Origin of the sequence: Xanthocytophaga agilis (assembly GCF_030068605.1) — a bacterium.
GTDB lineage: Bacteria > Bacteroidota > Bacteroidia > Cytophagales > 172606-1 > Xanthocytophaga > Xanthocytophaga agilis.
The window spans coordinates 409,931-436,551 of the sequence record NZ_JASJOU010000005.1; the positions used below are offsets into that span (position 1 = coordinate 409,931).

General features: G+C 38.3%; 23 protein-coding genes. 7 read left to right on the forward strand and 16 right to left on the reverse strand.

The features are described 5' to 3' along the window. Positions 1–197: 197 nt before the first annotated feature. Positions 198–713, forward strand: a complete 516-nt coding sequence (locus QNI22_RS17455; protein ID WP_314512544.1) for a DUF1905 domain-containing protein — start codon at positions 198–200, stop codon at positions 711–713. A 39-nt stretch (positions 714–752) separates the two neighbouring features. On the opposite strand, the gene argB is transcribed toward QNI22_RS17455, so the two are convergent. The 10 genes from argB to QNI22_RS17505 all read right to left on the reverse strand — a co-directional run bounded on the left by argB (position 753) and on the right by QNI22_RS17505 (position 11,707). Beyond that, positions 753–1,526 carry an acetylglutamate kinase gene (gene argB, locus QNI22_RS17460; RefSeq protein WP_314512545.1) on the reverse strand — a complete coding sequence of 258 codons (774 nt, stop codon included), beginning with the start codon at positions 1,524–1,526 and terminating at the stop codon, positions 753–755. Between the two features lie 37 nt (positions 1,527–1,563). Further along, positions 1,564–2,511: an N-acetylornithine carbamoyltransferase gene (locus QNI22_RS17465; protein WP_314512763.1), complete on the reverse strand. Its 948-nt coding sequence runs from the start codon at positions 2,509–2,511 to the stop codon at positions 1,564–1,566. Positions 2,512–2,638: 127 nt separating this feature from the next. Beyond that, entirely contained in the window at positions 2,639–4,300 is a 1,662-nt protein-coding gene (locus QNI22_RS17470) for a T9SS type A sorting domain-containing protein (protein ID WP_314512546.1), read from the reverse strand. A gap of 716 nt (positions 4,301–5,016) precedes the next feature. After that, on the reverse strand, positions 5,017–6,156 hold the full coding sequence (locus QNI22_RS17475; protein WP_314512547.1) for an aspartate aminotransferase family protein: 1,140 nt from the start codon (positions 6,154–6,156) through the stop codon (positions 5,017–5,019). Positions 6,157–6,200: 44 nt separating this feature from the next. Then, positions 6,201–7,166 carry an N-acetyl-gamma-glutamyl-phosphate reductase gene (gene argC, locus QNI22_RS17480; protein ID WP_314512548.1) on the reverse strand — a complete coding sequence of 322 codons (966 nt, stop codon included), beginning with the start codon at positions 7,164–7,166 and terminating at the stop codon, positions 6,201–6,203. Further along, complete coding sequence (locus tag QNI22_RS17485) at positions 7,153–7,782, reverse strand: hypothetical protein (protein ID WP_314512549.1); 630 nt, start codon at positions 7,780–7,782, stop codon at positions 7,153–7,155. Before QNI22_RS17485 ends, argC begins: the two co-directional genes overlap by 14 nt. 46 nt (positions 7,783–7,828) lie before the next feature. Beyond that, positions 7,829–9,019 carry an argininosuccinate synthase gene (argG, locus tag QNI22_RS17490; RefSeq protein WP_314512550.1) on the reverse strand — a complete coding sequence of 397 codons (1,191 nt, stop codon included), beginning with the start codon at positions 9,017–9,019 and terminating at the stop codon, positions 7,829–7,831. A gap of 99 nt (positions 9,020–9,118) precedes the next feature. Beyond that, positions 9,119–9,658 carry a hypothetical protein gene (locus tag QNI22_RS17495; protein ID WP_314512551.1) on the reverse strand — a complete coding sequence of 180 codons (540 nt, stop codon included), beginning with the start codon at positions 9,656–9,658 and terminating at the stop codon, positions 9,119–9,121. 98 nt (positions 9,659–9,756) lie between these two features. Beyond that, positions 9,757–10,551: a GNAT family N-acetyltransferase gene (locus tag QNI22_RS17500; RefSeq protein WP_314512552.1), complete on the reverse strand. Its 795-nt coding sequence runs from the start codon at positions 10,549–10,551 to the stop codon at positions 9,757–9,759. A gap of 517 nt (positions 10,552–11,068) precedes the next feature. Beyond that, a complete protein-coding gene (locus QNI22_RS17505; protein WP_314512554.1) occupies positions 11,069–11,707 on the reverse strand; it encodes a peroxiredoxin in 639 nt (212 codons plus the stop codon). A 505-nt stretch (positions 11,708–12,212) separates the two neighbouring features. On the opposite strand from QNI22_RS17505, the gene QNI22_RS17510 reads away from it, so the two are divergent. Together QNI22_RS17510 and QNI22_RS17515 are read left to right on the forward strand one after the other, a co-directional pair. Beyond that, positions 12,213–13,571, forward strand: coding sequence for an SWIM zinc finger family protein (locus QNI22_RS17510; protein WP_314512556.1), 1,359 nt, complete (start codon positions 12,213–12,215; stop codon positions 13,569–13,571). A 95-nt stretch (positions 13,572–13,666) separates the two neighbouring features. Next, the gene (locus QNI22_RS17515) at positions 13,667–16,534 is read left to right on the forward strand and encodes a DUF6493 family protein (protein WP_314512558.1); all 2,868 of its coding nucleotides are present in this window, start codon (positions 13,667–13,669) and stop codon (positions 16,532–16,534) included. Positions 16,535–17,005: 471 nt separating this feature from the next. Here QNI22_RS17515 and QNI22_RS17520 read toward each other — a convergent pair whose 3' ends face one another. From QNI22_RS17520 to QNI22_RS17535, 4 genes are all read right to left on the reverse strand, one after another. Then, positions 17,006–17,746, reverse strand: a complete 741-nt coding sequence (locus QNI22_RS17520; RefSeq protein ID WP_314512560.1) for an SDR family oxidoreductase — start codon at positions 17,744–17,746, stop codon at positions 17,006–17,008. A 144-nt stretch (positions 17,747–17,890) separates the two neighbouring features. Beyond that, positions 17,891–18,487: a Crp/Fnr family transcriptional regulator gene (locus QNI22_RS17525; protein WP_314512561.1), complete on the reverse strand. Its 597-nt coding sequence runs from the start codon at positions 18,485–18,487 to the stop codon at positions 17,891–17,893. A gap of 112 nt (positions 18,488–18,599) precedes the next feature. Then, positions 18,600–19,028 carry a hypothetical protein gene (locus QNI22_RS17530; protein ID WP_314512562.1) on the reverse strand — a complete coding sequence of 143 codons (429 nt, stop codon included), beginning with the start codon at positions 19,026–19,028 and terminating at the stop codon, positions 18,600–18,602. An 83-nt stretch (positions 19,029–19,111) separates the two neighbouring features. Then, the gene (locus tag QNI22_RS17535) at positions 19,112–20,482 is read right to left on the reverse strand and encodes a flavin monoamine oxidase family protein (protein WP_314512563.1); all 1,371 of its coding nucleotides are present in this window, start codon (positions 20,480–20,482) and stop codon (positions 19,112–19,114) included. 138 nt (positions 20,483–20,620) lie between these two features. Between QNI22_RS17535 and QNI22_RS17540 the strand changes: the two genes are divergently transcribed. The 3 genes from QNI22_RS17540 (at position 20,621) to QNI22_RS17550 (ending at position 23,211) form a co-directional block, all read left to right on the forward strand. Then, positions 20,621–21,277 (forward strand): hypothetical protein, encoded by a 657-nt coding sequence (locus tag QNI22_RS17540; RefSeq protein ID WP_314512565.1) that lies wholly within the window; start codon positions 20,621–20,623, stop codon positions 21,275–21,277. Positions 21,278–21,460: 183 nt separating this feature from the next. Continuing rightward, positions 21,461–21,802, forward strand: coding sequence for a hypothetical protein (locus QNI22_RS17545; protein ID WP_314512567.1), 342 nt, complete (start codon positions 21,461–21,463; stop codon positions 21,800–21,802). Positions 21,803–22,338: 536 nt separating this feature from the next. Continuing rightward, positions 22,339–23,211 (forward strand): 3-keto-disaccharide hydrolase, encoded by an 873-nt coding sequence (locus tag QNI22_RS17550; protein WP_314512569.1) that lies wholly within the window; start codon positions 22,339–22,341, stop codon positions 23,209–23,211. A gap of 429 nt (positions 23,212–23,640) precedes the next feature. On the opposite strand, the gene QNI22_RS17555 is transcribed toward QNI22_RS17550, so the two are convergent. Beyond that, the gene (locus QNI22_RS17555; protein ID WP_314512570.1) at positions 23,641–24,225 is read right to left on the reverse strand and encodes a non-canonical purine NTP diphosphatase; all 585 of its coding nucleotides are present in this window, start codon (positions 24,223–24,225) and stop codon (positions 23,641–23,643) included. Positions 24,226–24,291: 66 nt separating this feature from the next. Continuing rightward, the gene (locus QNI22_RS17560; RefSeq protein ID WP_314512573.1) at positions 24,292–25,068 is read right to left on the reverse strand and encodes a hypothetical protein; all 777 of its coding nucleotides are present in this window, start codon (positions 25,066–25,068) and stop codon (positions 24,292–24,294) included. 94 nt (positions 25,069–25,162) lie between these two features. Between QNI22_RS17560 and QNI22_RS17565 the strand changes: the two genes are divergently transcribed. Further along, positions 25,163–26,593, forward strand: coding sequence for an APC family permease (locus QNI22_RS17565; RefSeq protein ID WP_314512575.1), 1,431 nt, complete (start codon positions 25,163–25,165; stop codon positions 26,591–26,593). Positions 26,594–26,621: the final 28 nt, after the last annotated feature.

A 26,621-nucleotide genomic window follows, 5' to 3' on the forward strand; every position in this document is an offset into this window, starting at 1 on the left:
CAAAGCAAACAATAGTTTAAATATCAAGCGCTTACACATAAAACAAGAGCCATAGGCAAAACCCTTGGTACAAAAGCATTAAGGTATTCATCCATAGTATACCACGCTACTTATTTAAATATCCTGCTATTTTTACAATGGCTTTCAGAACAAATCTCTATTTTTAAGACTAAGTCGAATTTTTCAGAGCCATAAGTATGATTACATTTTCTGCTGTTTTACAGAAGTTTGCCAGTAAAGGTGAAAAGACCGGATGGACGTATATTGAGTTACCTGTAGAGGTTACAGAAAGTTTAAAGCCTGGCATACGACAAGCTTTTCGGGTCAAAGGAAAACTGGATAATTTTCCAATTAAGTCCGTCTCATTGATTCCAATGGGAGAAGGTACTTTTATCATGGCAATCAATGCTAGTATGCGCAAGGGAATTCAGAAAGAAAAAGGTGCAATCGTACAGATGTCCCTTGAGGTAGATGACGACCCTTTACCTGAGTCGGCAGATTTATTGGCTTGTCTGGAAGACGAGCCCAACGCACTGGACTTTTTTAATCAGTTAACCAGAGGGCATCAAAATTATTTCTATAATTGGATTGAAAGCGCCAAAACACCTCAGACAAAAGCAGATCGCATTGCAAAAAGTATTCGTGGCTTAGCTATGGGTATGGGTTATGGAGAGATGATACGTTATTTTAAAAACCAGAACTCTCAATCATAAATTAATAGCTCTGGTTTCTCAACGTTCTCTTTGAATGGTTTATAGGGTCAGTTTAGTACCCGATTGTGCATGAACATTATCAGCATGGATGATATGCACTTCTTTCACACCCTCATTTAATGCAGCAAATGCATTATCGAGTTTAGGAATCATTCCTTTAGACACAATTCCATCCGCTTTTAACTGTGCATATTTTTCTTTATTGATGTCTGCAATAACAGAATCATTATCTTCAGGATTCAGCAGAACTCCTTTTTTCTCAAAACAATACACAAGATTTACCTCTGCTCCTGCTTTAGCTAATGCCGTTGCAATGGCAGACGCCATAGTATCTGCATTTGTATTTAATATCTGCCCTTGCGCATCAACTGTAAGTGGAGCAACAATAGGCGTGAGATCCTGATTAATGAAAGCTAGTAATTGCGTAGCATTTACCTGTTCGATATCACCTGCAAATCCATAGTCAATTACCCCAACAGGCCGCTTTTTAGCTAAAATTACTCCTGCATCAGCGCCCATCAGTCCAATAGCATTACACTTCAATGCCTGTAATTGTGCAACCACCTTCTTATTTACCAATCCCCCATATACCATGGTTACTACATCCAGCATAGGCTCATCTGTAATACGGCGTCCATCAATCATTTGTGTAGTGACACCCAGTTTCTCTGCTACCTGAGTTGCTATTTTCCCACCTCCATGAACCAGAATCTTGCTCTCTTTAATAGAGGCGAAATCAGATAAAAACTTCTGTGTGGCAACAGGATTATCAATTACATTACCACCTATTTTGATTACATATACTTTACTCATTTGATCAATTCAGCTATTTAAAAACACAATTGTATGATTAGAGTCCAGATAGAATTTGCTTTAATACTACCTGTGCTGACCATACTCTATTACCTGCCTGAGGGATAACAATAGACTGTGGGCTATCTAACACCTCATCTGTTACTTTCAAATTGCGGCGTACAGGTAAGCAATGCATGAATTTACCATTATTGGTTAATCGCATTTTGTCCATTGTAATCATCCAATCTGGATTTTGTGTAAGCACTTTACCATAGTCTTTGTATGATGACCAGTTTTTAGTATAGATAAAATCTGCTCCTTCAAAAGCTTCTCGTTGATTATAAACCACCTGTGCATTGCCCACAAATTCAGGTGCCAGATCATATCCTTCCGGATGAGTCACCACAAAGTCCACATCCCATACATTCATCCATTCTGAAAATGAGTTGGCAACAGCCTGAGGCAGTGATTTAAAATGCGGAGCCCAGGTAAGCACTACTTTAGGGCGTGGCTTAGTTTTGTATTCTTCGATAGTGATACAGTCTGCCAATGATTGCAATGGGTGTCGGGTAGCAGACTCCAGATTAACAATAGGGACACCTGCATACTGTTTAAATTTATTAATGACTATTTCCTGATAGTCAGCATTCCGATCCTTTAATTCTGCAAAAGACCGAACAGCAATGATATCACAATATTGACCAATTACAGCTGCCGCTTCTTTTACATGTTCAGCTTTATCTCCATTCATTACCACACCATCCATCATCTCCAATCCCCAGGAATCCTGATTTACATTCATTACCATTACCTCCATACCCAGATTCTGCGCTGCTTTCTGAGTACTCAGACGTGTTCGTAAACTAGAATTAAAAAATAACAGGCCGATGGTTTTGTTCTTACCCAATGCTTTGTCTGCAAATGGATTTTTCTTGAGCTGAATGGCTTCCTGCACCAATGCTTTCGGGTCAGATACATCAGCGAGGGAAATAAAGTTTTTCAATGCGGTCAATAGTTAGGAAAGGTTAATGATATTCTTTTGAGGGCGAAAATTACTATATTTTAAAAATAAAAAAGCTAACCTGCTTTAAAACTTTGCAGGTTAGCTTTAGAATATTTTCAGAGAATACTTATTGTACTACTAGTTTCTCTCTAATCATAGAATTTCCTTGTCTTGCTTGCAGGATATAAATTCCAGATGCTGAAGAGAAGTCTTTTACTGCTACACTAGGTATAGTTCCTGTAGAGAACTTACCAGCATAGCATTGCTTTCCGATTCGATCATATACAGTGACAAAAATATCTCCTCCCTTCTCATCAGTTATTGCAACCTGTACATAATCGGCATGTGATACTGGATTAGGAAATACTCGTGATAAAGTAGAAGCTGCACTTGTATTTATAGATACCACTCTAGAATAAGCAAATTTCTCATCAAAGTCAGTTTGTTTAATCCTATAGTACGCAACCCCTTCTGCAGGATTATTATCGATAAACTCATAGGACAACACATTAGAACTATTACCAGCCCCATCAATAGTTGCTATTGCTGTAAACTCTTTGCCATCTGTAGATCTTTCAATAGTGAAATAATCATTGTTTTCTTCTGACGCTGTAGCCCAGTTTATTTTCACTTGTCCTTCTATATAGGCTCCACGTACATAAACGAATGTAACAGGTAATGGTTGATTACAAGAGGGGCACGAGGTGTAAGCGGTTACACTAGGATTAACAGTTCCGCCTGCTACTACGTTAAATCCTCCATTAGCACCTGCTGGATAAGGATTAGAAAATACAGGCAATGATCCATTATTATCACACATTCTTATAGGAGTATTATTACCAAATGTTCCTCCATTTACCCTACTTACACCAGTTCCCAGAGGCCCTCCTACTGAGAAGCGGCTACAGGTACCAATAGTTCCGGCTACAGTTCCTCCATTCTGTGTATAATTTCCATTAACCAGAACTTCTCCACCATTTAGAGTAACACTTCCCTGATTCATAGTAAAGTTTCCATTTATACTCATGGCACCAGGTGCGGAAATTACCAATGAAGGATTAGCAATTACCTGAGTTTGCCCCTGTACATAGTTCCCAGTAATATTGATAGAGCCAGTATTAGTAATAGAGCCAGTCCCTGTATTGGTCATATTGCTGTTATTAGCAACAGTTAGAGATCCTGAATTCGTGTTGATAATAGATGCACTGTTATTAAAATTGCCAGATGCGTTTATAAACCCTCCATTTGTAAGTGTACTACCATTGTTATTTGTGAAGATGCCTGTTACAGAAACACTACCTGTATTGGCAAACTGACCAGTGTTATTTGAAAAAGTTCCGTTTGTTGAAAGCGTGCCATCGTTAGTAAACTGACCATTATTATTATTAGTAAAGGTTCCGCTTGTTGAAAGAGAACCCGTATTATTAAACTGAGCATTATTGTTAGTCGTATTTCCTGATACAGTTAAAGTCCCTGCATTGCTAAATATACTATTCTCCTGATTAATTAAATTACCAGAAATCTGTATGCTAGCACCAGCTCCATTTGTAATAGTGTTACCATTGCCAATGTTAAAAGCACCATTAACTATTAGAGTCGATCCGGTTCCAGAATTATTAACAGTCCCATTTGTAACAGTAAGGTTACCATTAATAGTCATAGCAGCTGGAGCAGATCCAGGTTGGGAAATATTATTTAGAGTAGTATTGTTCGCTAGAGGAAAATTTCCCGAAAATGATAATGAACTGTAATTATTAATGGTAACACCAGTTGCACCATTATAAGCCAAGTTAAGTACTACGTTTCCTAGATTTGGAGCTATACAGACTATTATATTATTTCTTGCATTGAAATTTATAGAATAAGTACCGCTAGAGGTAATACAAAGAGTACTTCCATTAGATGTAAATACATAAGAATTGCCAGTTGGTGAGTTGCAACCAGAATTTGGACACTGTGCCTTTACATCAAAAAGTGAAAAAAATATAACAACCATACTCAACCCTAGCTGGATTGTTACCTTTGCCCATATGTTACTAATTGTAGATGTTGCCTTCATAGCATGTTATTATTTGAATGTTAATTACACATGTAAGAAAAGTATCTGCCTGAACAGTAGTCTGTATATTAATCCAGCAGTATAGACAAATGTAAACGAAAAGGAATGAAAAAGATAGGGTTTTATCGAAAAAACTGACATATTATCTATAGTTTCAGAACAAAAAGAGGATTTATGACATGTAAGAAACTCGAATGGAAATACTTTTTTGCTAGTGAAAGTATTTTAGGAAGGCTTTATCATACAAATCTATTATCCAGAATGACTTACCTTTTAGATTAGTCATGTATCTATCCATTATTATTTTTCTCTACCCAATAAAAGGTACAGCTTCTATTTATATCCAAAATTTACAGAATAGTGAACTAGTCCTCATATTGCAGTAAATAGAAAAGGGCCTCCCGTTACCAGGAGACCCTTTTGCATAAATTATCTATGTTAATATATTATACTCCTACATTTTCTGCCTTTACTATTTTAGAAAAAGCTTCCAGGAAAATATCCACCTCTGTTTTTGTTAATGCAAGTGACGGTAACAAACGAAGTGTATGCTTGCCTGCATATCCTGTAAAGATATGGTGTTCAAACAAAAGTTTCTTACGCACTACTTCTACAGGTTCTTCTGTCTCAATTCCTATCATTAACCCACGCCCACGTACTTCTTTCACACCTGGAAGACCTTTTACATTGTCCATCAGATAATTACCTACAACAGCGGCATTCTCAACCAGGTTTTCCTGCTTCATCACATCCAATACAGCAATACCGGCAGCACAAGCTAGATGGTTACCTCCAAAAGTGGTTCCCAACATACCATGTATGGCCTTGAACTTAGGATGAATTAGTAGTCCTCCAATCGGAAACCCATTACCCATCCCTTTGGCAGTAGTGATCAAATCTGGTTGTACATCATAATGTTGGTGAGAAAAGAATTTCCCGCTACGTCCATATCCACATTGCACACTATCCACAATCAGTACAGAACCAAATTTATCACATAGTTCACGGGCTTTTTGCAGAAACTCACCACTAGTCACATTGATACCTCCAACACCCTGAATACCTTCTACAATGATTGCACAAACCTCTTCGTTCATTACATTTTCCAACGCTTCAATATCATTAAATGGAATGAAGTGCACATGGTCAGTAGGATTGATAGGTGCAGCAATAGCTGGATTATCTGTGGCGGCTACAGCGCCTGCTGTGCGTCCATGAAAAGATTTCTTGAATGCAATGATTTTTTTACGACCATTGTAAAAAGAAGCCAGTTTCAATGCATTCTCATTGGCCTCAGCACCAGAGTTTATCAGAAACAAATGATAATCCTCATAACCTGACAGCTTTCCTAACTTCTCTGCAAGCTCTGTCTGAATCGGAATCTGTACAGAATTTGAGTAAAAGCCAATTTTATTGAGTTGTTCAGTTAGTTTCTGAACATAGTGAGGATGTGTATGCCCAATAGAAATTACAGCATGTCCCCCATAGAGATCAAGGTATTTCTGTCCTGTAGCATCCCAAACATAGCTTCCCTGTGCTTTCACAGGCTCAATATCATACAGCGGATATACATTAAATAAATCCATAGTTGAAAGAAGGGTTTTAAATGTTGAAAGCAATCAATGATAGTTTAAAATGCCACAGGCTTTAGACCAAGTCCTGTTTTTTCATCCAAGCCAAATAACAGATTCATATTCTGAACAGCTTGTCCGGATGCCCCTTTTGTCAGATTATCAATAACACTGGTTATCAGTAACTGATCTTCGTGTTGCTCCAGATGCAGTAAACATTTATTGGTATTAGTAACAAGCTTTACATCGATTTCGCTGTCTACAACATGTGTAAATGGATGATTTTGATAGAAATCGCTAAAATACTTTTTAGCCTGCTCCAGTGTTCCATCAAATGTTGTATACACACTTGCCAGAATTCCACGGGTAAAGTTTCCTCTATAGGGAATGAACCGGATTTTTTCGGAGAAATCACTCTGCAGCAGTGTCAGACTCTGACGGATTTCTTTCAAATGCTGATGTGTAAATGCTTTATATACAGAGATATTATTATTTCTCCAGGTAAAGTGTACAGTATCTGCCAGTTTCTGCCCAGCTCCAGTACTTCCTGTAATAGCACTAATATGTACATCCTCTTTCAATAAACCATTCTTCGCCAGAGGTAACAGAGCTAGTTGAATAGCAGTAGCAAAACAACCTGGATTAGCAATATGTTGTGCTTTCTGGATACGAGCCTTATTTAGTTCAGGCAGTCCATATACAAACCCGTTAGATTCATCCCGAAAATCCTGGCTAAGATCAATAACCTTAGTTTGCAAAATAGCAGGATTATCAGCCAGAAATACTTTGGCTTCGCCATGTCCAACACACAAAAATACTACATCTACAGATCCTTGAAAGCTCTCAGCAAATGTCAGGTCTGTTTCTCCAATCAGGTCATTGTGTACTGAGTACAGAGGTTTCCCTGCTGAACTTTTACTATGTACATAGGCAATCTCTGCATTAGGATGGCTTAGCAAAATCCGAATCAATTCCCCTCCTGTATAGCCTGCTCCTCCTATAATACCTACTTTAATCTTTTTCATTCGTATTTAATTCATTTCCAAGAGTATCTTTAATTTTCTCAATCAATGCCTTATTCTCTTTCATCAACATATCCTCAGAACGTACAATATCAACAATATAGATCTGAATAAGTTGATAAATAGCCTGTCCTGTATCCTCACCCTGATTAGTGAATAAGTCGACCAGCTTGCCCAGAAAAATCTGATTCATATCATCGAGCTTTTGCTGACCTGTATAAATCGATGCTGTCTGATGAAACAAATCATAAGGCAATATCTGTAAGCCACCTCCATGAATGGCTGAAGTAAAGGCCGCACTACGTAAAAAAGCCGGATTTAATCCTCTGAACAACTGCTGCCCTCGTCTGATCCGTTCTACGTCCGGCAACTGCTGCTGACGCCATGTTTCAAGTGAGTCTTTTAGCTGCAAATGATACTGATAAGAGTTTGTCAGACTTTGAACATTGTTTTGTGCTTCCCGATAGATCTGTCTCAGCATTTCTTGTTTCAATTCCTGTTCCCGTTGCTGATCCTGCCAGTCACTGGAAAGGATGCCCAAGTATACACCCAGCATAGTTACAACCACTGGCAGCAAAACATCTTTGAACCAGGAAATATCTCTGAAAACGGCTTTCATATGGATATCTATCAGCCTCTACTAAGTATCATACTACTAAATGAGGTTATTCCTCATTTACCTTGTGGTAAATCATAGTCTGATTTGACATGATCTTAGAGAAACCACGAACATCATCACCTGTCCATGCATTGTTCATCTCACCATAGCTACCAAACTTTGCAGACATCAGATCATGCTCTGATTGAATACCAATTACATAGAAGCGGTAAGGAGACAGTTGTACATGTACTGTTCCAGTTACATTTTCTTGAGTATCTGCTAAGAAAGTCTCAATATTACGTGCTACTGGTTCCAGAAACTGGCCTTCATGTACCATTGTTCCATACCAGTTACCCAACTGCTCTTTCCAGTATAACTGACCTTTTGTTAGCACATGTTTTTCCAGTGTGTGATGCGCTTTAATAATAACTAAAGGAGCTGCAGCTTCAAATCCTACACGTCCTTTAATACCAATGATGGTATCACCCACATGTATATCACGTCCAATAGCAAATGGTCCCGCAATCTCCTGTAATTTTTTAATAGCATCTACCGGATTTGCGAACTTTTCGCTATTGATACCTTTCAATTCTCCTTTTTCGAAATACAGATCAACCTGCTCTGCATCTGTTTTGGTAAGTTGTGTAGGGAAAGCAGATTCTGGGAGATATTGATTTGATGTCAGTGTTTCTTTACCGCCTACAGATGTACCCCAAATACCTTTATTAATAGAGTAAGCAGCTTTAGTCCAGTCTTGTTCTACACCTTTCGCCTTCAGGTATTCAATCTCTGCCTCACGTGATAAACGCATATCCCGAATAGGAGTGATAATTTCTACATTTGGAACCAGAATACGGAACACCACATCAAAACGCACCTGATCATTACCGGCACCTGTGCTACCATGTGCAATAGCTTCAGCATTGATGCTACGCGCATATTCGGCTACTGCTAATGCCTGAAACATACGCTCTGCACTTACAGAAAGCGGATAAGTATTATTTTTCAGTACATTTCCAAAAACCAGGTATTTCAGACACTTCTCATAATACTCATTCACCACATTTACAGTCTTATGACTCTTTACCCCCAATGTCTTTGCACGATTTTCAATATTTATCAATTCCTCATCCGAGAAACCGCCTGTATCAACCAGAACAGAATGAACTTCCATACCTTTCTCTTCTGAAAGGTATTTTACACAATAGGAGGTATCTAAACCACCACTGAAGGCCAATACTACTTTTTTTGCCATTGTATTAACTAAATATAGAATGAAGGTATGTTGTAAATGTAATTGTGTATATCCTGTAAGCAGGTTTGATTAGCTTGTTTCTCCACTAGTAACCAAAGTCTAATCACTTAGTTTAACAATTGATTTCTTACCCATATTGAAATTATATTCCCATTGTTCTTCATACACAGAAGCATATTCTAACCGTATATGAATATTTCTACCTTTAAGTGCTTCTCTGAATTGCCTTGTATTGATAGGCCCACCTACTTTAATCCATTCAATTTCTTCATTGGAGGCTAGTACCCTATCTTCCCAGATCTGATTGATTACTTCACCTTCATTAACGCTATCACCTGTAACTTTTTGAATCAGATCCTGTTCATCCTCACAAATCTGGCCACGATACCAGATCTCTACTTTTTTAATGATAGCAGGTCCGACACCTTTGTTAGTAATTTTAATACCACAAGAATTCTGTGTAGAATCCGGTAACAGCTGTGTCTGTGAATAGATGTGCAAACTAGGCCACATTGATGCATACTGTTGCTTTCGTTCAATCTGCACTTGATAGACAGATGTAAACAATGCACAGATGCTAATAAAGGTTGCCATAATCGCAATGATCTTATCACTGGTAAGGCGTTTGAGAAAAGCCATTTAATACAATATTGGTACGAAAAAAGCCCCCCTTTGCAACTGCAAAGGAAGGGCAAAATTATTGTCTTACTAAATAAAATTTCTCAAAAACTGTTCTTCTACTCAAATATAGATTTGATTAAAGCAGCAATTGCAGCTATGATCGCAGAATATACCAGAATCTTCTCTCTTTCAACAGGCTTCTTGATTTCAGGCATCGGAACCAACTTGGATTCTTCTGTATTTCCACCATTGTTGTTTCCATTTCCGTTTTTATTACGAAATTTAGACAAAACAGATTCTTTCAGACGCAACCAACGCTCGTAAACCTTCGTTTTTACGTTGAAATTCCATTTTGACTCCCGCTCTTTCTTCTCAGCTTCAGCCGGATCATACAACATACCTGTACAGATACACATCTTCCGGTTTGTACGAGTTAATACGTCGTAGTTTACACAGCTGGAACACCCTTTCCAGAATTCATCATCATCTGTTAGCTCACTAAAAGGAACTGGTTCGTATCCCAAAGCTGAGTTGATTTTCATTACTGCCAGACTGGTAGTAATACCAAATATTTTTGATTCTGGGTATTTACTGCGGGTAAGTTTGAATATTTCTTTCTTAATGTCTTTTGCAATGCCACTTTTGCGGTGATCCGGATGTACAATCAAACCTGAATTGGCAACAAACTTTCCATGCCCCCAACTCTCAATGTAACAGAATCCTACAAAATTGCCTTGTTTGTCAGTTGCAACTACTGCTTTTCCCTCCAACATCTTCTTTTTGATGTAGTCTGGTGACCGTTTGGCAATTCCGGTTCCACGGGCTTTGGCACTTTCTTCCATATGCCGGCATATTTCCTCAGCTAAAGCAAGATGTTCATATTTAGCTGTCTGGATAGTGTATTGATTCATCTTTTAGTTAAAGCATAAACAAGAGAAAGGTGAAACGAATAAGTAATGTGCTGAAATAAGAATAATAGAAATAAATATCAGAATAGCACAAGGAATACAATAAGTGACACTCGTAACACGGGTGCGGATAATCAGGAACAAATACTACGGAAATTTTCAGAGGCGCTCTGCCACATAGGCAAAACAATATTATGCTAGGGCTGGCACCCTAGGTCGCGGAAATCGTGGTGTAGTATGTACAAAGAATTGTAGCATTTCCGGGACTTTTAGTTTAAAATAGTTTTTAACAATCTTTTAAAAACTGCGCAAAGGTGATAAAAAAATAAATACAAAACGCAATTAATTTTATTTTTTTATCACATATACTCTTTTAACTTGCAAATTTGCCAAAAGGTTCATTTCACACAATTTGGCTTATTTATTCTTAAAAATCCTTAATTCAGGTTCTTAAAAACAAATGGTACAGGTGCAAAACCCGTACCATGTTGATATATTTATATAAAAATCTTTGTATTTCTTACAAGTTAGGTTGTGGAGTAACCCGAAGATAAGGCTTAATCTTAGTGTATCCTTTTGGGAATTTCACATCTGCATCTTCATCTTTTACTGCAGCTGTAATAATTACATCCTGACCGTGTTCCCAGTTAGCAGGTGTGGCAACACTATAATTTGCAGTCAGTTGCAATGAGTCCAACACCCGTAGAATCTCAGCAAAATTGCGTCCGGTAGAGGCAGGATAGGTGATGGTCAACTTAACTTTGTGATCAGGTCCAATGATAAATACAGATCGTACCGTAAAGCTATCTGATGCATTTGGATGGATCATATCATACAGATCAGCAATTTTACGATCTGAATCTGCGATGATAGGATAGTTAACAACTGTATTCTGGGTTTCGTTGATATCAGGTACCCACCCTTTGTGTGACTCCAGACTATCTACACTCAATGCAATAATCTTTGCATTGCGTTTGGTAAACTCATCATAAATGCGAGAAGCAGCACCAAGTTCTGTAGTACATACAGGTGTATAATCTTTGGGGTGTGAGAAAAATACTACCCAACTGTCTCCTGCCCACTCATAAAAGTCAATTGGGCCCTGAGTTGTTTCAGCCTGAAAATTAGGAGCTACATCTCCCAGTCTTAATGTTGCCATGTTGTTTAAAAGTTATAAGGGTAGAAAAGATATAAAGAAATCCCTATAATATCAATAGAAATACTATTCAAATGTAGAGCAAAACTTTTTTACCTACAAATTTTGGTTCAAGTTATTGGTTTTTACTATTAATCAAAAATTTCAAGTTACTAATACAATCTATTGAACGTCAAACAATTGCTGACTAGTTATAAAACTCTATCCCCTATTAGGTCTTTCTATTTTTATATACGTCCCCTATTCCTAACCCCCTTTTATATACTATTATTATAAAAGATAAGAAAAAGTTATCAAGTAGATTACTAACCAGAAATCTCTAATAGATAGTCAACTAATAAACCTGAATGGGATATAGCTTATTTTTCTGTTGTACAATCATCTGAAAAAATAAATCATTTAATATTTTTAAATTATAATTTTATAATTTTTAAAAATATTTAGTACTTTTGACATATTAAAATATTAAAGATAGATATATTTTATTAATTCAGACCGCTTGTATAGCATGACAAACGATTTAACCTACGACTATTCTATTCCATCCACTGTACAAAGAGTAGAAACACAAACAAACATTCTCCTTTCTCATTATAATGAGGACGCTGCACAGGAAGTATCCTGCTTTTTCTGGGGAAAGCTCAAAGATCCTTATCTAACAGCAAAGTGCCTGACCACTCTTTCAAAGGTGGTACGATCACGTTTTGCTTTGTCTCCACAGGAAATAGCAGCCATGCGTGATCCTATTGTAACAGCAGGTGCAGGTAAAATGCGCTTTGAGGCATTCTCGTCCTGCAATGGCATATATGCGCGATTGGATATCTTACCAGAAGGGCTGGAAGGAGAGTTTCTTTCCAGTGGTACTACCAATGTAGATTTCAATGAGCCTATGATTAATGCACTGACAGGCATTCTAAAACAGGATGAGGTGTTTCTTTCTGTAGGACAAAAAGAAGTAATATTAGAGAAACAGGGGGAACAAGTAGTAGAACGCAAAGTAACACTGCCTACCCGCTGGATAAAAGGTCTTACCTCTGTGCAGTTGTATCTTGCAGAAATGGACGAAGTGTGTAAGTTAACAAAGCTACAAACTATTCAGTTGTTTCAGACCCTTCCCAAGGGAACCATCAGAACAGCTTATTATCTGACGATGAGAGCTGGTAAGGCAATTTTCACCCCTGCCTCCATGGATGGAGCTATCATGATCGGCGGGCTTCATCGCATACGATTACTGGAAGGTCTACTCCCATTTATTGACAGCTTTAGTATTTACGCAACTCCTGATCGTCAGGCAAGCGCCTTTGTTTTATCAATGGGAGCCTTACGATTTATATTCTCTCTATCTGCTGATCCTTATCGGGGATTCTCAGGTGAAGGCAATGTATTGGATAATCTGACTGACAATATTCCACTGGAATGGATTCGGGGAGCCAATCACCTCTTTAAAGCGAATGAAGAATTTAATCCAACACTCTTCTCACTGGAAAACGACATTGAATTCGAAACGGTTGAATCTCTTTGTGCAAGTCTGTCTGCTATGGGACTGTTAGGCTATGATCTCACAACAAGACAACACTTCTATCGTCGTCTGCCTTATAAACCAGAGCGTATTGCCAGCCTGAATCCACGCCTAAAAAATGCCCGCAAGCTAATAGAGAAAGAAGAGATAGAACTACTCATCCATACACCTACCTGTACAGAAGCTCGTGTTAAAGGAACTAATGTATGGCATACTGTCCTGATTGATGAACATACACAATGTTGTACATGTCAGTGGTTCACAGACTATCAGGGAATGCGTGGCCCATGCAAACATATACTCTCTGTAAGAATATTGACAGAGAATATGGAAGCCTCCAGCTACTAACTTCAGGAGTTCACTACTTAAAACAATTGCTTACTTGACTCATTTCCAGAATATCTCTTTTCATTTTTTTATTATCCCTTATACTGCTTATACCTATGAATTACGCTGACCAACTACAGGAAATTATATTACACGAGAAACCAGATCAGTTATTGCCTTTTTTACAATCCTTACCTGCTGGAAATCTGGAGGAGTTACGCAAAAAGATAAAAACGTTAAAAAAACAACTTGAGAAGTATATTGAAATACGTATTGGAAACTGGGGTAGAAAAGGAACTGCAGGACAAACTAATGTATTGCAACTGGCCGCCTTAGGCTTACTAAGTAAACAGGACCTCTTCTCATCAGATTATATTGTTCGCCTGTTTAATAACCACAGCCAGTCAGATATTTGGCCTTATATTCTGGAAATACTAAAATATCGCCAGGAAGGCTGGTTCACAGACTGTCTGAAACATCATCAGCAGAAAAATGAATGGCTTATCATAGACTATCAGAAACTTCGTGAGTTACAGATGCTGGGGATTATCCAACATGATAAGGAATTGTTTACCAAACCCATGACATATTTGCTTCAAATACCCTGGAAAGATCAGCAGGAAACGCAAAGGGATGTTTACTCTCTTATCTGTCAGGATGACTTCTTATTAAAAAATGACCTCTTATCTGTATTTGAATATGAAACAAATCTGTATTGGATAAATCATTATTACAGTAAAGATCGCAAGCAGACACTTAACTGGACGGGTATTTTTCTCAGATTGGTTGAAGAAAACAAAATAAACCGACAATTGATATTACAAAAGTGTCTGCATGGCTTGAAACGGGATTTTAATAAAAACCTTCTTGGCTGGTATAAAGATCTGTTTAATGAATTAAAGCCAACTATTGGTGAACGCATAACTCTACAACAAGGTATCTGCGAATTGCTACATTGTACATCTACACAACCTGTAAACTTTGCTATAGAGCAGATAAAACATATTTATACTCACCCAGACTTTGACTTTACAGCATTATCTGTAGGTGCAGAAAGCTTATTATCCCGTAGTGATGTACGTACAGCAATCCGTAGTTTGCTAGCTATTTTCGAAAAATCAGTAAAAACACATCCATCTCTGGCAAAACAGATTTGCCTGCTTGTTTGTAATGTATTTATAATAGATGATGCCATTATACACGAAAAAGCCGCTAAATTGATTAGCCAGGTTGGGGATCGGACAGATGAAGCATTATTGGAACAGCTAACATTATTTAGTGATCAGTTATCTGCAACAGCAAGAGATCTGCTACAGGAATTTCTCCCTGTATCTGAAGATGACCCTTCCTGTATTTATCAAAAGCAGGAAATCTCAATACCACAACGCATTACAACTCAGAATAAACTACAACCTATAAACTCCTGGAATGATTTACTTTTTCAAATTGGCAAAGTTACCAGTCATTTAAATACAGAGAATCTGGAATTGTTACTTGATGGATTGATACGTCTTCAATCCAATGTACCTGCTAATTTTCATGAACAGGTAAAACCGTATCTGCGAAAGCCCGAACAAATGCAATGGCTATATGGCATGGAGGGATTGATCAATGCATTGATTTCTGATTGGGCAAATCAAGGAAAAACGCATTATGTAAGTCAGGTAAATCTAAATAATACAGACCGATTCCTGTATATTTATCAGCAGCGATTTGAACAGCTTATTAATAAAATACATGACAAATCAACTCTGCCTTTATTAGCAACACCTTCACATACACCGTATTGGATTGCGCCTGAGGTATTGGTAGACCGAATGCTTGCTTATCAAAAGCACAATACACCCATCGACTATCTGGATCTGGCAATTGCCATAGCCCGTACAAGCCAGGAAGAAAAAGAATCTGCATTAGAAAAGGCAGAACAGCTCACAGGATTTTATAAGGAATTGATGCTATTTTTTCTGGGAGATACAGTGGCACCAACACTTTCCAGTAAATCATCCTTTCTGAAGCCTATTTCGAATGTAATGACAAAACTCATGGATAAACACAGCCTTCGCAGACCTCGCAAAGAAGATGAACAGCATATTCTATGGGCAGTAGCCGCTCGTACCAAAAATCCATCTGGGAAATTTGATTTTCTGGAAGCTACCCCTTGGGCAACCGTACCCAATGTACTCTCACCGTTTGCATTGAAATGGGAGATACAACACAAAAACTATTCGTATAAAAACTGGGATAAAACAATTATCACTATCCGGTACAGTGTCATTCATTTACAGTTACCAGATAAAATCTATTCGCCTCTTGGATTATTGTATTCACAGCATATATGTAAGAAGGAAGACCTTTCCTATTACTATATAAACGAAAAAGATGCGGAGTTACTATTTTCACTCATTCCACACTATCCGGAAACATTGTATATCCAAGCCATACAAGCTGGTACAATACGTTCAGAATTGGGAGAAGAAACAGAGCGTAGAATTGTGAGTGCGGTATTACGAACCTTATTATCCCCAGATCACTCTTTTCAGACGGCCTCTACTCTATTACTTGCTACAGGCCTGTTACATGCCCAAAATACAACCCGAGGCATTGCATCCGAGGTAGTAGTTCAAGCTATTTCTGATGCTCGACTGGATACCTATCTTTTAGGTGAGATGTTAGGAAAACTTATTACTGGAAATTATGCACCTGTGCAGCGTTTGATCAGTGCTCTTACTCTAGTCAAGGGTATTTCAGCCCTACACGATTCAGCATTGGAGCAGATTCTGGAATCGTTGATCATCCAATTGGAAGGAGCACCGCCCAAAAATCTGAAGAAACTATTGGAACTCTATCTGGATATTTGCAAAAAACATCGTCGCCGAACAACAACAGCCATAAAAGCAAAAGCGTCCGTCTGGCAACAGAATGCTACATTAAAACCAGTTGCAGCTAAAATTACACAACTTATCAGTGAACCGACTGCAGCCTGACTTTGCTACTACAACAAAAATCTTACTTTAAAATTTGCCACTGGCCCTGTTCCAGTGGCTTTTTTATTTTCTGACCGAAGTACAGTATGACTCCTATTAAATTGTGCAGAACATCAAGATCCTGATGGGCTTGAAAGTTGATCAGTATTGTGATATTTTTCAGAAGTGATCAGCATTGGGATAATTGTAGATTTTGACCGGAACTCCAGTCAATCAGAAGAGTGACCTAAACTCCGATCAAACTCATAAAGTGAACAGAGTTTAGGTCAATGAAGAAAGTGACCATTATTCGAATATTTCTGTAAAGTGATCAGTATTCCGGTCAAATGCAAAAACAACTCAAACTCTGTTCAAAAATAATTTTGATCAAACGGTATGAGATCTTTCTAATAATTTTGGTTCTGAACAGAATTCCGATCACTTTCAAGATTGTAATTCATTCACCACAAATCCATACTACAATACTTTTCCCTATATAAGCACATTACCACCATCTACCACCACTGACTGACCTGTACTAAATGGTTGCTTCATAAAGTAAAGATAGGTTTGAGCCACCTCATCTGCCTCACCTATTCTGCCTACAGGTAACGCCTGACCCACGGTCTGAAAAAGACCATCCCGATCCGATTCGTCCATACTATTCCAGAGATTAGTACGCACCAAACCTGGAGAAACGATATTTACACGTATAGGGGCAAGCTCTACTGCCATAGCACGGGTGAAAGCATCCATCGCGCCACAAATACTAGCTCCTATACCCCATCCAGCTTGGGGCCTTAAACTGGCGATTCCACCTGTTAATGTGATAGAGCCACCTGAGTTTATATGCTTCTTAGCATATTTTATTGCAGCCAAAGCTCCCCAATACCGTATAGCAAAAAACTTCTGTGCTGCTTCCAGACTTAGCTGTTCAATCGTATTCAGAGTCAGATTTTCACCTGCTGTATACACTAAATGATCTATCTGACCATAGCCCTCAAAAAAGTCACGAATATTGGATTCCTTACTCAAATCTACAGAATATATCTCTGTCTCTGAGGGCAATTGACTTGCAGCGATCTCTAATTTTTGCATACTATGTGAGACCAACGTAATTTTAGCACCTTCCTGTGCAGCTGCCTTGCCTGTAGCAAATCCTAAACCTGTACTTCCACCCAGAATGACAACTCTTTTGTCTCTGAGGCTCTGATGTTGAAATGTTGTATCCATTGTATTGTTTTTTTGTTTTGACAATACAAAAGTCACTAACACCCAACCGAATCTATTTAACATTTGGTAAAATCGATCAGGTTCTGGCAGTGTGGAATGAAAAAACTAAATCTTTATTTATTACTATAATTGGAATGATACCTTTTAAGGTCGAGTTGGCTGATTGTAGCTGGATCGGGAGAGATTTTTTCGTATACGACTTAGCGACTGCTGAGTAATATCCAGATAGGATGCAATATACCCTAACGAAACTCGTGCGGCTACTTCTGGCTGAAGCATTAAGAAAAGCTTATAGCGACTTGTTGCATCAAGTCCTTGGTAGGTATTACGGACTTGTACTTTTTGCAGTAATGTTTCCTGCATCACTTTCTGTATGACTTCTTTTATGTGCGGAACTTGCAGATACAATTCACTAAGTTCTTCTTTGCCAATTGCCAGCACTTCTACATCTGTAGCTGCCTGAATGCCTTCCTGGGCTACAATCTGATTATTGAAACTATTTGTAATGGTACAGAAATAATTCTCTTTTAAGAAAAAATGGGTTATATCATTTCCTTTTTCAGAAACTGATACAATACGTAGTATACCATTACAAATGAAGTAAAGTTTTTTGCAGATCTGATTGACAGCAGAAAGCATTGTCCCTTCTTTAAACTCTAGACGTTCAAATGCACCTGTAACCAAGGATTCATCCTCTTTCGAAATTGGTTTATGAGATTCAAGATAGTGTATAAGTTCCATACTCAGTTTAAATCAAACGCCTTGACGCAAATATGTAACCAATTCTCAAAAAAAGGAAAGCATGTGTCCTCTGTCAGTTTAAGAATCATTTCTAACCTACTTTATAGATAGTCTATTTTAGCAGAGGCAATCCTACACTTTTATCAAACAAATAATATAACTTGCCCTCCATCATATCTATTTGGATAACCGTTAGCCCAGTTGAATTTATAAAATCAGCCAGATTTTTATCTTCTATCTGTGGCGCTATAAAATCCACTGTAAGAGGAAAGTTGTCCTGATTAGGATTTTCTGAATGAATGTATACAGCATCTTCACCACTATCCTTCTCATCAATCAAAATCCATAACTGATAATCTTTTGGATACATTTTTAAGGCATCTTTCAAGTAGTGGAAGCTATCTATCAACTCTTTCAAATAAGGTAATCTAGCCTTCCAACTTTGATTCCCTTTTCTTTTCCAATCTACATGAGTATGCCAAAAATCAAACCAACTACCAGTTCCGCCACTAAAGTCTAAATCTAGTTCTTTTATTCTCATCTTACAATTATAGCATAAAGCCACTATAGTATAACAAATAGAAGCACTATACCAATTATCACACTTGAAAATATATATACCTTCTATCCAATCAACGCCAATGCTGCATCTTCGCCTGTCTGGATAGCGCCTTCCATAAATCCTTGCCACTCAGCAATATGCTCGCCAGCAAAAACAACATGTTTGAATGATTGAGCAATAACCTCCCTGATACCATACCATTGATTTACATCATAAATAGCATAGGCACCCTGAGTAATTTTATCATCAGCCCAGTAGTAGCAAACAGCCATTTCAGCCAGAGATTCAGTATCACCAAAAGCAGGAGTCAAAGACTGGCAAATCCGTGAAATCTTTTGTTCTGTTGAAAGTCGGGAAAAGATATGTGCCTTATCGCCAATGGTATAGGATGTCAAAACACCTTTAGAGCCAGGTTGATTTTTGGTAGTATGAAAGAAATAATGAGGCAAAGTATCACTGACAATACTAAGTGCTTCGTCCTTCCAGAAGCGTTCTGTAAACAATACCGACGATTTGATAATTCGTGCATACTGTAGTTGCTGTAGAGCTTCTATCTGTAACTCTGGCAACACAGGATTCCATTGAATGTCCAGCACCGCTACAGCAGGTAGAGTACAAATTAGTTTATGTCCAGTATAGGCAGTTCCATCCTTACAGGTAACCCTTACCTGCTTATTCTCCTGATAAACATGTGTTACTTTTTTATTCTTCAGTATTTTATCAGTGCCTACCTTCTCAGTTAGCTTTTCAATAAGCTGAGTATTCCCGCCTTTTATCTTAAAGTCCATTTCATTATTTGCGCTTGAGCCTGCATATTCCGAAATACCAGAATATGCTGATACATTTCGAATGGATTCCCCAAAATCTGTACTATCATTGAGTTCGCGCATCTCCAGTTCACGATCCGGAATACCCTGGCTAACCAGATATCTCCACCAGTCAATTTTATCCAGCCGCTTTTTCTCTTTTTCACTTTTAGTTAGAAATCCTTCCAGTAGCCCTTTGTATTTCTTATCCCATGCTACATCTGGCTGATAGGTATCAGGGGTAGTATATTGTCCCTGCAAAAGAGAATAAAACCGAAACGAATGATCCTCTACTTCCAGGCCTAACTCTTTACAAAGGGCAAGTAAGCGTTTGTGAGAAGCGCCTACCCACTCAGCTCCCAGTTCCACATGTAAGCCAGTATCTTTATCAATTGTATGTGTCAGTATCCGCCCACCTGTCCTTGATCTTGCTTCCAGCAGGGTATAAGCGACCCCTCGTTTTTGTAACATATAGGCGGCAGACAGACCAGAAACGCCTGCACCCAGAATAAGTACATGGTCACCTTTTTGAATAGGTGTAACATTCTGGTAAGCTTGTGTAGAGTGAGAAAGCAAGGCTCCAGTAGTTAGAAAGCCTGCTTTTCTTAGAAAATTGCGACGTTGCATTGCCAACAATAAGTCATGGACAGAGTTTTTATCTTAAAATCATATAGGTTTGCAGGTATTCTCTAAAAGTCAGGAACAATGTATAGTTGTTCTACCTGTATTGGTATACAAAAGATAAAAATGTAAATCTGTTATAGCATGAAATCTGAAAGACGAGGTATTCTTCAAACCATAAAAAGCTTTTTCGCTATTTACCTAGTCACCTTGATTGCTTGTACCTGTCTCTATGGTCAGAAATCTAATGATTATTATGTATCTGTATCTATGGAAGACGATCTGCCTAATTGCAGGTTAAAGTTTATCAGTGAGTCAATCATTGAACTCAGTAACATTCCGCACCAAAAACAAGAACAGGTCAAAAAGGATTTCACTTATACTACTCATGGCAAAACTATCGAGATTTTACCAGGAGTCTTAGATACACAGGATAGCATGAAGTTAGCAAGTGTCAGACTTATGTACTTTATCCATCCATCGGCCAATCTGACCAGAATAGAAGGTGGGTTTATTGACTATCCTAAATCACTTATTTATGTACGTGAAAAAGATTTCAGCAGAAATCCGGATCTGACGTATATCATTGATGGCAAAATCTATGTGCAGGAGATAAGCATACCTGCTAAAAATGGTGTAATAGAAAAAAGGCCCAAGAAAAATAAAGCGCTTCAGGAAAAGCTGAAAGCCGTAAAAGAAAAACCGGACAAATACACCATTGAAGTTGTAAAAGGTTTAGAAGCTTATAAACGATTTGGGATAAAAATGGTGTTTGGAGTAATCGTTATCACATCCCAATAGAAACAATCAAACAAGGCTTATAGTAACCCTTTACAGTCTGCACTAAGACAACTATTTCAAAAAAACTCCATTAACTGACAACCTTTTAAAATAACTGAGTGTCAATATGGTATAACAATTTTAGAAATTAGAAAATATACCACACTCATGAAATTGTTTCTACTATTTTTTACATGCATGATTATGCTATTAGTATCATGCCAGTCCATCGATGGTATAGGCCCTGAATCCAAAAGATCTGCACCAGCTTGTGGAGTTAATAATCCGGTAGAAGACCTACCCTGGCTCAAGGAACTAATCAAAAAATCCAATAAAGATCCGGAAAGTCCTTACTGTGTATTACAAAGTGTTCAACAAGGTACATATGAGGGACAAACGATTTACGTTCCTGTTGTCTCAGGAGCACTATGTTGTACATGTGCTGGGGTTGCTGCCTATAACTGTCAGGGAGACCTCTTATTTAGTTGTAATGTAGATGCCTCATCAAAAATTACAAATATTAAAACAATCTGGACGCTGAAATAATATACCTATTCTATTGCTTCTTTTACATAAGTCATCCTAAATTTTGGATATGAGTAAAACCCAAGCTTATGTTTTTGAAAATTGTGTAGGCTTGGGTTTAATTTTGGAAAATCTCTCTTTCTACATTTGTTTATAGTCCATTACATCACTCTTCCATTGACCTCTTACTTTTTTGCTTGCCCAAAAAAGTAAGCAAAAAAAAGCACTTTTCTCCGATCCTTCCGCCCGCAAGGCCAAAGGCCAACCTCGCGAAGAAAAGATTCCCTACGCACCTACACCACCTTCCACGATTGAAGTCGGCACCACTCTCTTTGTAAGTCCTTTACTTCTTTTCTTTTAAAGGATGTGATATCCTTTTCCTTAAAACTTGGGATGACTCATGTTTCTATTGATTAATGGGAGGCAATAAAAGCCACTCTGCCAGTAATGACACAAATCAATAAAACTACCGTTTTATGATGAATTTATACAAATAATCCCCTTTATCGATCTGCTACCTTTGGGCTTTTATCTATTCCACCCACTTTATAGGTATTATGAAATATAGCCTCTTTGTCCTTTTAATCTTAGTAATTATCTGTGTTCCTTCATTCAAGCCCAAAGACCAATGGACACCGTTATTAGACAAGAAGTTGTCTAACTGGGAAATGTATCTGAGCTTTCGTCATACACGCGATTACAAAGGTGACGCTCCAAAAGACGAATCCGGTTCGTTGATCAAACCGATTGGGTATAATACGAATGAAAAAAACGTCTTTTCGGTGATAGAAGAAAAAGGCGAACCTGTATTACGAATCAGTGGAGAAATCTATGGGTCGGTATTTACCAAACAGGAATATGAGAATTATCATCTGAAACTCAAAGTCAAATGGGGTGATAAAAAGTACGAGCCTCGCATAGAGAAACTGCGGGATAGTGGCATACTGTATCACTCTGTAGGTGAAAGTGGTGTGGACTATTGGAGAGCCTGGAAGTTATCACAAGAGTTCCAGATCATGGAAGGTCATATGGGTGATTACTGGAATATTGCTAACTCTGCCATTGATATTCGGGCATTTTTGTCAGAGGGAGATATGAATAGTGTAGCTAGTACTACTCAGTCATTTTTGCCATTTGGTACAGGTGTACCAGGACGTGGATTCTGCCTGCGTAGCGAAAACTATGAAAAGCCAAACAATGAATGGAACACACTGGAATTAATCTGTTTTCAGGATAAGAGTCTACACATCGTGAATGGCCATGTGGTGATGGTTCTCCAGCATTCACGATACATGGAAAACGGCAAGGCGATACCTCTTACCAAAGGCAAGATCCAATTACAGAGTGAAGCAGCAGAAGTATTATTCAAAGATATTCAGATACGAAAAATCCAAGCAATACCTACTGAGTATGCACCTCTCTTTCAATAGAAGCATACTCGTGTAAGTAAATCTCAAAAAACATGATTCATCCCGAACTTTGAATAAAAGACGTATCTCTTGTTAAGAAACAAAGGCGCTACAAAGAGAGCAAAGATGACTCCAATCGTGGTTGGTCTTGTAGGTGCGTAGGGATAAAAATTCCGCGGGCCTAGCGTTGGCTGTGCCGGGCGAAGCTTTGGAATTTTTTGTCCTTTTTGGGGTACTTTTTTGGACAAGCAAAAAAGTACCATGCCGCAAGAAGAGTGATGTAAGTGACAATAAACAAATGAAGAAATAAACATCTCTCAAAAATTAACCCAAGCCTACACAAAAACATAGGCTTGGGTTTTATTCATATCCAATATTTGGCATGACTCATGTCTGGACTTGCGATTATAGTTGTAGTCATTCAGAATCACTACATATACACTCAAAGCCTTATTTCTGTATTGTTTTCAGGAACTCAATTAGTTTCTGTACTGCTTTTCCCCTGTGACTGATACTTCCTTTTTCATCCAATGTCATCTCAGCAAAGCTTTTCTGATATCCATTGGGCATAAAGATGGGATCATATCCAAATCCTCCTGTACCTTGTTGATGTTCCAGAATATGCCCCTCAATTTTACCTTCGAACAGATGTTTTTCACCATTAATGATAAGGGCTATACAGGTACGAAAACGAGCATTACGATTTTCTTTCCCCTGAAGATTCTTCAGTAGAAGATCCATGTTATCATTATTATTGCGTTGGGGACCTGCATAAAAAGCAGTATTTACTCCAGGCTCACCATTAAGGGATTCTACTTCAATACCAGAATCATCGGCAAAACAACTTACACCAAAATGCTCCCACACATATTCTGCTTTCTCAAAAGCATTTTCTTCAATGGTATCATGTGTTTCAGGAAGTTCATCATAACAACCTATTTCCTGTAAGCTAACAATGTGAAAATTATTACCAACCAGTCTGGAAATTTCCTCAATCTTGTGGCGATTATTGGTCGCAAAACATAACTGCATCATACGATTCGGGGGATCTTTTACCCGCGAATCTACACATCCTTTGGAGAACAAGAAAGAATGTAGCCATTAATCATTGCTACACTGATAATTATAACTACAACTGTAGGCACCTGCATTGCCAGTTACATTATATTGTACAGGCACCTGAGATGAACTATAGGTATAATTTACACTACTGGTAAAACGTGAATTTTCCAGATCTTCTGCATAATAAATAGAATATCCTACACAGTTATGAAGACTGTAAGCACCCACCTGGTCGGCTATTTCGAAAGAAGTAAGCAGAGAAGAAAGCACAACCCATTTTAATATAGCATCATTTTGCCAGGGAGTATTGTTAGTGTCATACAGAAAATTCCCTAAAGAAAGGACTTCTTTAACTGGTGGTGCTCCCGGAACAGGAACAGAAGATAGAGCCTTGGTAAATACTTTAGAAAGATTTCCGTCTGTATCATATTCAAAACGCCTGTAGGAATTTATCTCTCCAGTAAGTTTCTGAAGCATGACCAAACGGTTCTGATCATCATAATTAAACTGATAGTCCATTGCTTCTATGATATTTCCTCTGCTATCTGTTTTTACAGCATAGGTCGTTCCTGAATGAACTGCATCAACAGAAGCCAGATATCCATCTGAACCATATTCAAACGTATAACTACCTTCTGGAAAATCCAGAGATTGTAGCTTTCCATTTGTACTTGAATAATGAAAAACCACATTATTATATTGTGTCATCTGACAAGTAGAAGCAGATCTTACGGTGCTTTCCTGTTCCTGCTCCTGACACGCACTGATCCCAAAAACGATCATCAAAAAAGCAGGAAAATGTACAAGTCTTTTCATGATAGGTCTTAACTTTAGGGGTGTTTCAAAACTTTCCAGCTACAATCTGCAATCACATTCATCAGTTAAAATTTCCGTACCAAGCAAACCATACATGCAAACCACTACCAAAACTCAGGGACATCTGGTCCGCTCCTTAGGATTATTTTCTGCTACTGTTCTCGTTATCAGTTCTATTATTGGCTCTGGAATATTTAAAAAGGTGGCTCCCATGTCTGCAGAGTTACAATCGCCAGGCCTGGTGTTGTTTTGCTGGTTGCTGGCTGGAATAGTTAGCTTATTTGGAGCATTAAGCAATGCAGAAGTTGCTAGTCTGCTAGCTGATGCGGGAGGAGAATATGTGTATTTTCGTACTATATATGGCCGCTTGTTTGCTTTTCTGTATGGCTGGTCCTGCTTTGCTGTGATCCGTTCAGCATCTATTGCTTCAATTGCGTATGTTTTTGCCCAATCTCTCAACAGCCTATGGACATTACCTACTTTTTCACCTGAAGTAAGCCAACTCTCCCTGTTTGGTATTTTTCAGCCTTTTGACAATATAGGTGTCAAGCTATTGGCAATTATTCTTATCTGCTCACTTACCTGGGTAAACTATAGAGGGTTACGTTTTGGAGAAGGACTAAGTAACATTGTAACCGGCACAGTGGTAGCCTGTATTGTGTTGATTGTAATAGCCGGATTGACCGTGGGAGGGGGATCATTTGCAAACATTCAGACACCAGCCCCCACATATGTGAGTCGTTCATGGACAGATCCTTCACTGATTAATATCCTCTTTACCGCAATGCTGGCTGCCTTTTGGGGATATGAAGGATGGAGCAGTGTAGGGTATATGGGTGGAGAGATTAAGAATCCAAACCGAAATATTCCTTTGGCTCTGACCTTTGGTGTTTTAGGTGTAATTCTGATCTATCTCGTGGTCAACTTCACGTATCTGTACGTATTACCAGTTACAGATTTTATTCAGATACATGAATCTAAAAATACAATTGCAGCTGTAGCTGTTGTGAAACACTTTTGGGGTACTACCGGGGCTTTACTGGTATCTGTACTCATTCTCATCGCCACCTTTGGCTGTACCAACACAACGGCACTGATGGCCTCTCGCCTCTATTACAAAATGGCCAATCAGGGATTATTCTTTCGCAAAGCTGATTACATTCATCCTGTATACAACACTCCCTCCTACTCACTGCTAATACAAGCTTTCTGGGCATCTATGCTTGTATTATCGGGCAGTTTCGATCAACTGACAGATATGCTGATTTTTGCGTCCTTCATATTTTATGGAGCTACTACATTGGGTGTGTTTGTTCTTCGTTACAAAATGCCAGACACCCCTCGCCCATATAAAGTAATTGGTTATCCGGTTATCCCAGCACTCTTTATTTTATTTTGTATTGTTTTAATTGTTAATACTCTAATAGAACGTCCACGAGAAGCTGGTATTGGTTTATTTCTGATTCTTACAGGTTTGCCATTTTATTTTTACTGGACACGAAACAATAAGTCCACTTCGGTGTAAGGGTTGTTGTTTCATGCTTCTAAAAACA

Bases quoted from the DNA above. Each gene is read 5' to 3' on its own strand.
- QNI22_RS17455 (WP_314512544.1), top strand. From the start codon at position 198: ATGATTACATTTTCTGCTGTTTTACAGAAGTTTGCCAGTAAAGGTGAA.
- argB (WP_314512545.1), bottom strand. From the start codon at position 1,526: ATGAGTAAAGTATATGTAATCAAAATAGGTGGTAATGTAATTGATAAT.
- QNI22_RS17475 (WP_314512547.1), bottom strand. From the start codon at position 6,156: ATGGATTTATTTAATGTATATCCGCTGTATGATATTGAGCCTGTGAAA.
- argC (WP_314512548.1), bottom strand. From the start codon at position 7,166: ATGAAAAAGATTAAAGTAGGTATTATAGGAGGAGCAGGCTATACAGGA.
- QNI22_RS17485 (WP_314512549.1), bottom strand. From the start codon at position 7,782: ATGAAAGCCGTTTTCAGAGATATTTCCTGGTTCAAAGATGTTTTGCTG.
- argG (WP_314512550.1), bottom strand. From the start codon at position 9,019: ATGGCAAAAAAAGTAGTATTGGCCTTCAGTGGTGGTTTAGATACCTCC.
- QNI22_RS17495 (WP_314512551.1), bottom strand. From the start codon at position 9,658: ATGGCTTTTCTCAAACGCCTTACCAGTGATAAGATCATTGCGATTATG.
- QNI22_RS17500 (WP_314512552.1), bottom strand. From the start codon at position 10,551: ATGAATCAATACACTATCCAGACAGCTAAATATGAACATCTTGCTTTA.
- QNI22_RS17505 (WP_314512554.1), bottom strand. From the start codon at position 11,707: ATGGCAACATTAAGACTGGGAGATGTAGCTCCTAATTTTCAGGCTGAA.
- QNI22_RS17510 (WP_314512556.1), top strand. From the start codon at position 12,213: ATGACAAACGATTTAACCTACGACTATTCTATTCCATCCACTGTACAA.
- QNI22_RS17515 (WP_314512558.1), top strand. From the start codon at position 13,667: ATGAATTACGCTGACCAACTACAGGAAATTATATTACACGAGAAACCA.
- QNI22_RS17520 (WP_314512560.1), bottom strand. From the start codon at position 17,746: ATGGATACAACATTTCAACATCAGAGCCTCAGAGACAAAAGAGTTGTC.
- QNI22_RS17525 (WP_314512561.1), bottom strand. From the start codon at position 18,487: ATGGAACTTATACACTATCTTGAATCTCATAAACCAATTTCGAAAGAG.
- QNI22_RS17530 (WP_314512562.1), bottom strand. From the start codon at position 19,028: ATGAGAATAAAAGAACTAGATTTAGACTTTAGTGGCGGAACTGGTAGT.
- QNI22_RS17535 (WP_314512563.1), bottom strand. From the start codon at position 20,482: ATGCAACGTCGCAATTTTCTAAGAAAAGCAGGCTTTCTAACTACTGGA.
- QNI22_RS17540 (WP_314512565.1), top strand. From the start codon at position 20,621: ATGAAATCTGAAAGACGAGGTATTCTTCAAACCATAAAAAGCTTTTTC.
- QNI22_RS17545 (WP_314512567.1), top strand. From the start codon at position 21,461: ATGCTATTAGTATCATGCCAGTCCATCGATGGTATAGGCCCTGAATCC.
- QNI22_RS17550 (WP_314512569.1), top strand. From the start codon at position 22,339: ATGAAATATAGCCTCTTTGTCCTTTTAATCTTAGTAATTATCTGTGTT.
- QNI22_RS17555 (WP_314512570.1), bottom strand. From the start codon at position 24,225: ATGATGCAGTTATGTTTTGCGACCAATAATCGCCACAAGATTGAGGAA.
- QNI22_RS17560 (WP_314512573.1), bottom strand. From the start codon at position 25,068: ATGAAAAGACTTGTACATTTTCCTGCTTTTTTGATGATCGTTTTTGGG.
- QNI22_RS17565 (WP_314512575.1), top strand. From the start codon at position 25,163: ATGCAAACCACTACCAAAACTCAGGGACATCTGGTCCGCTCCTTAGGA.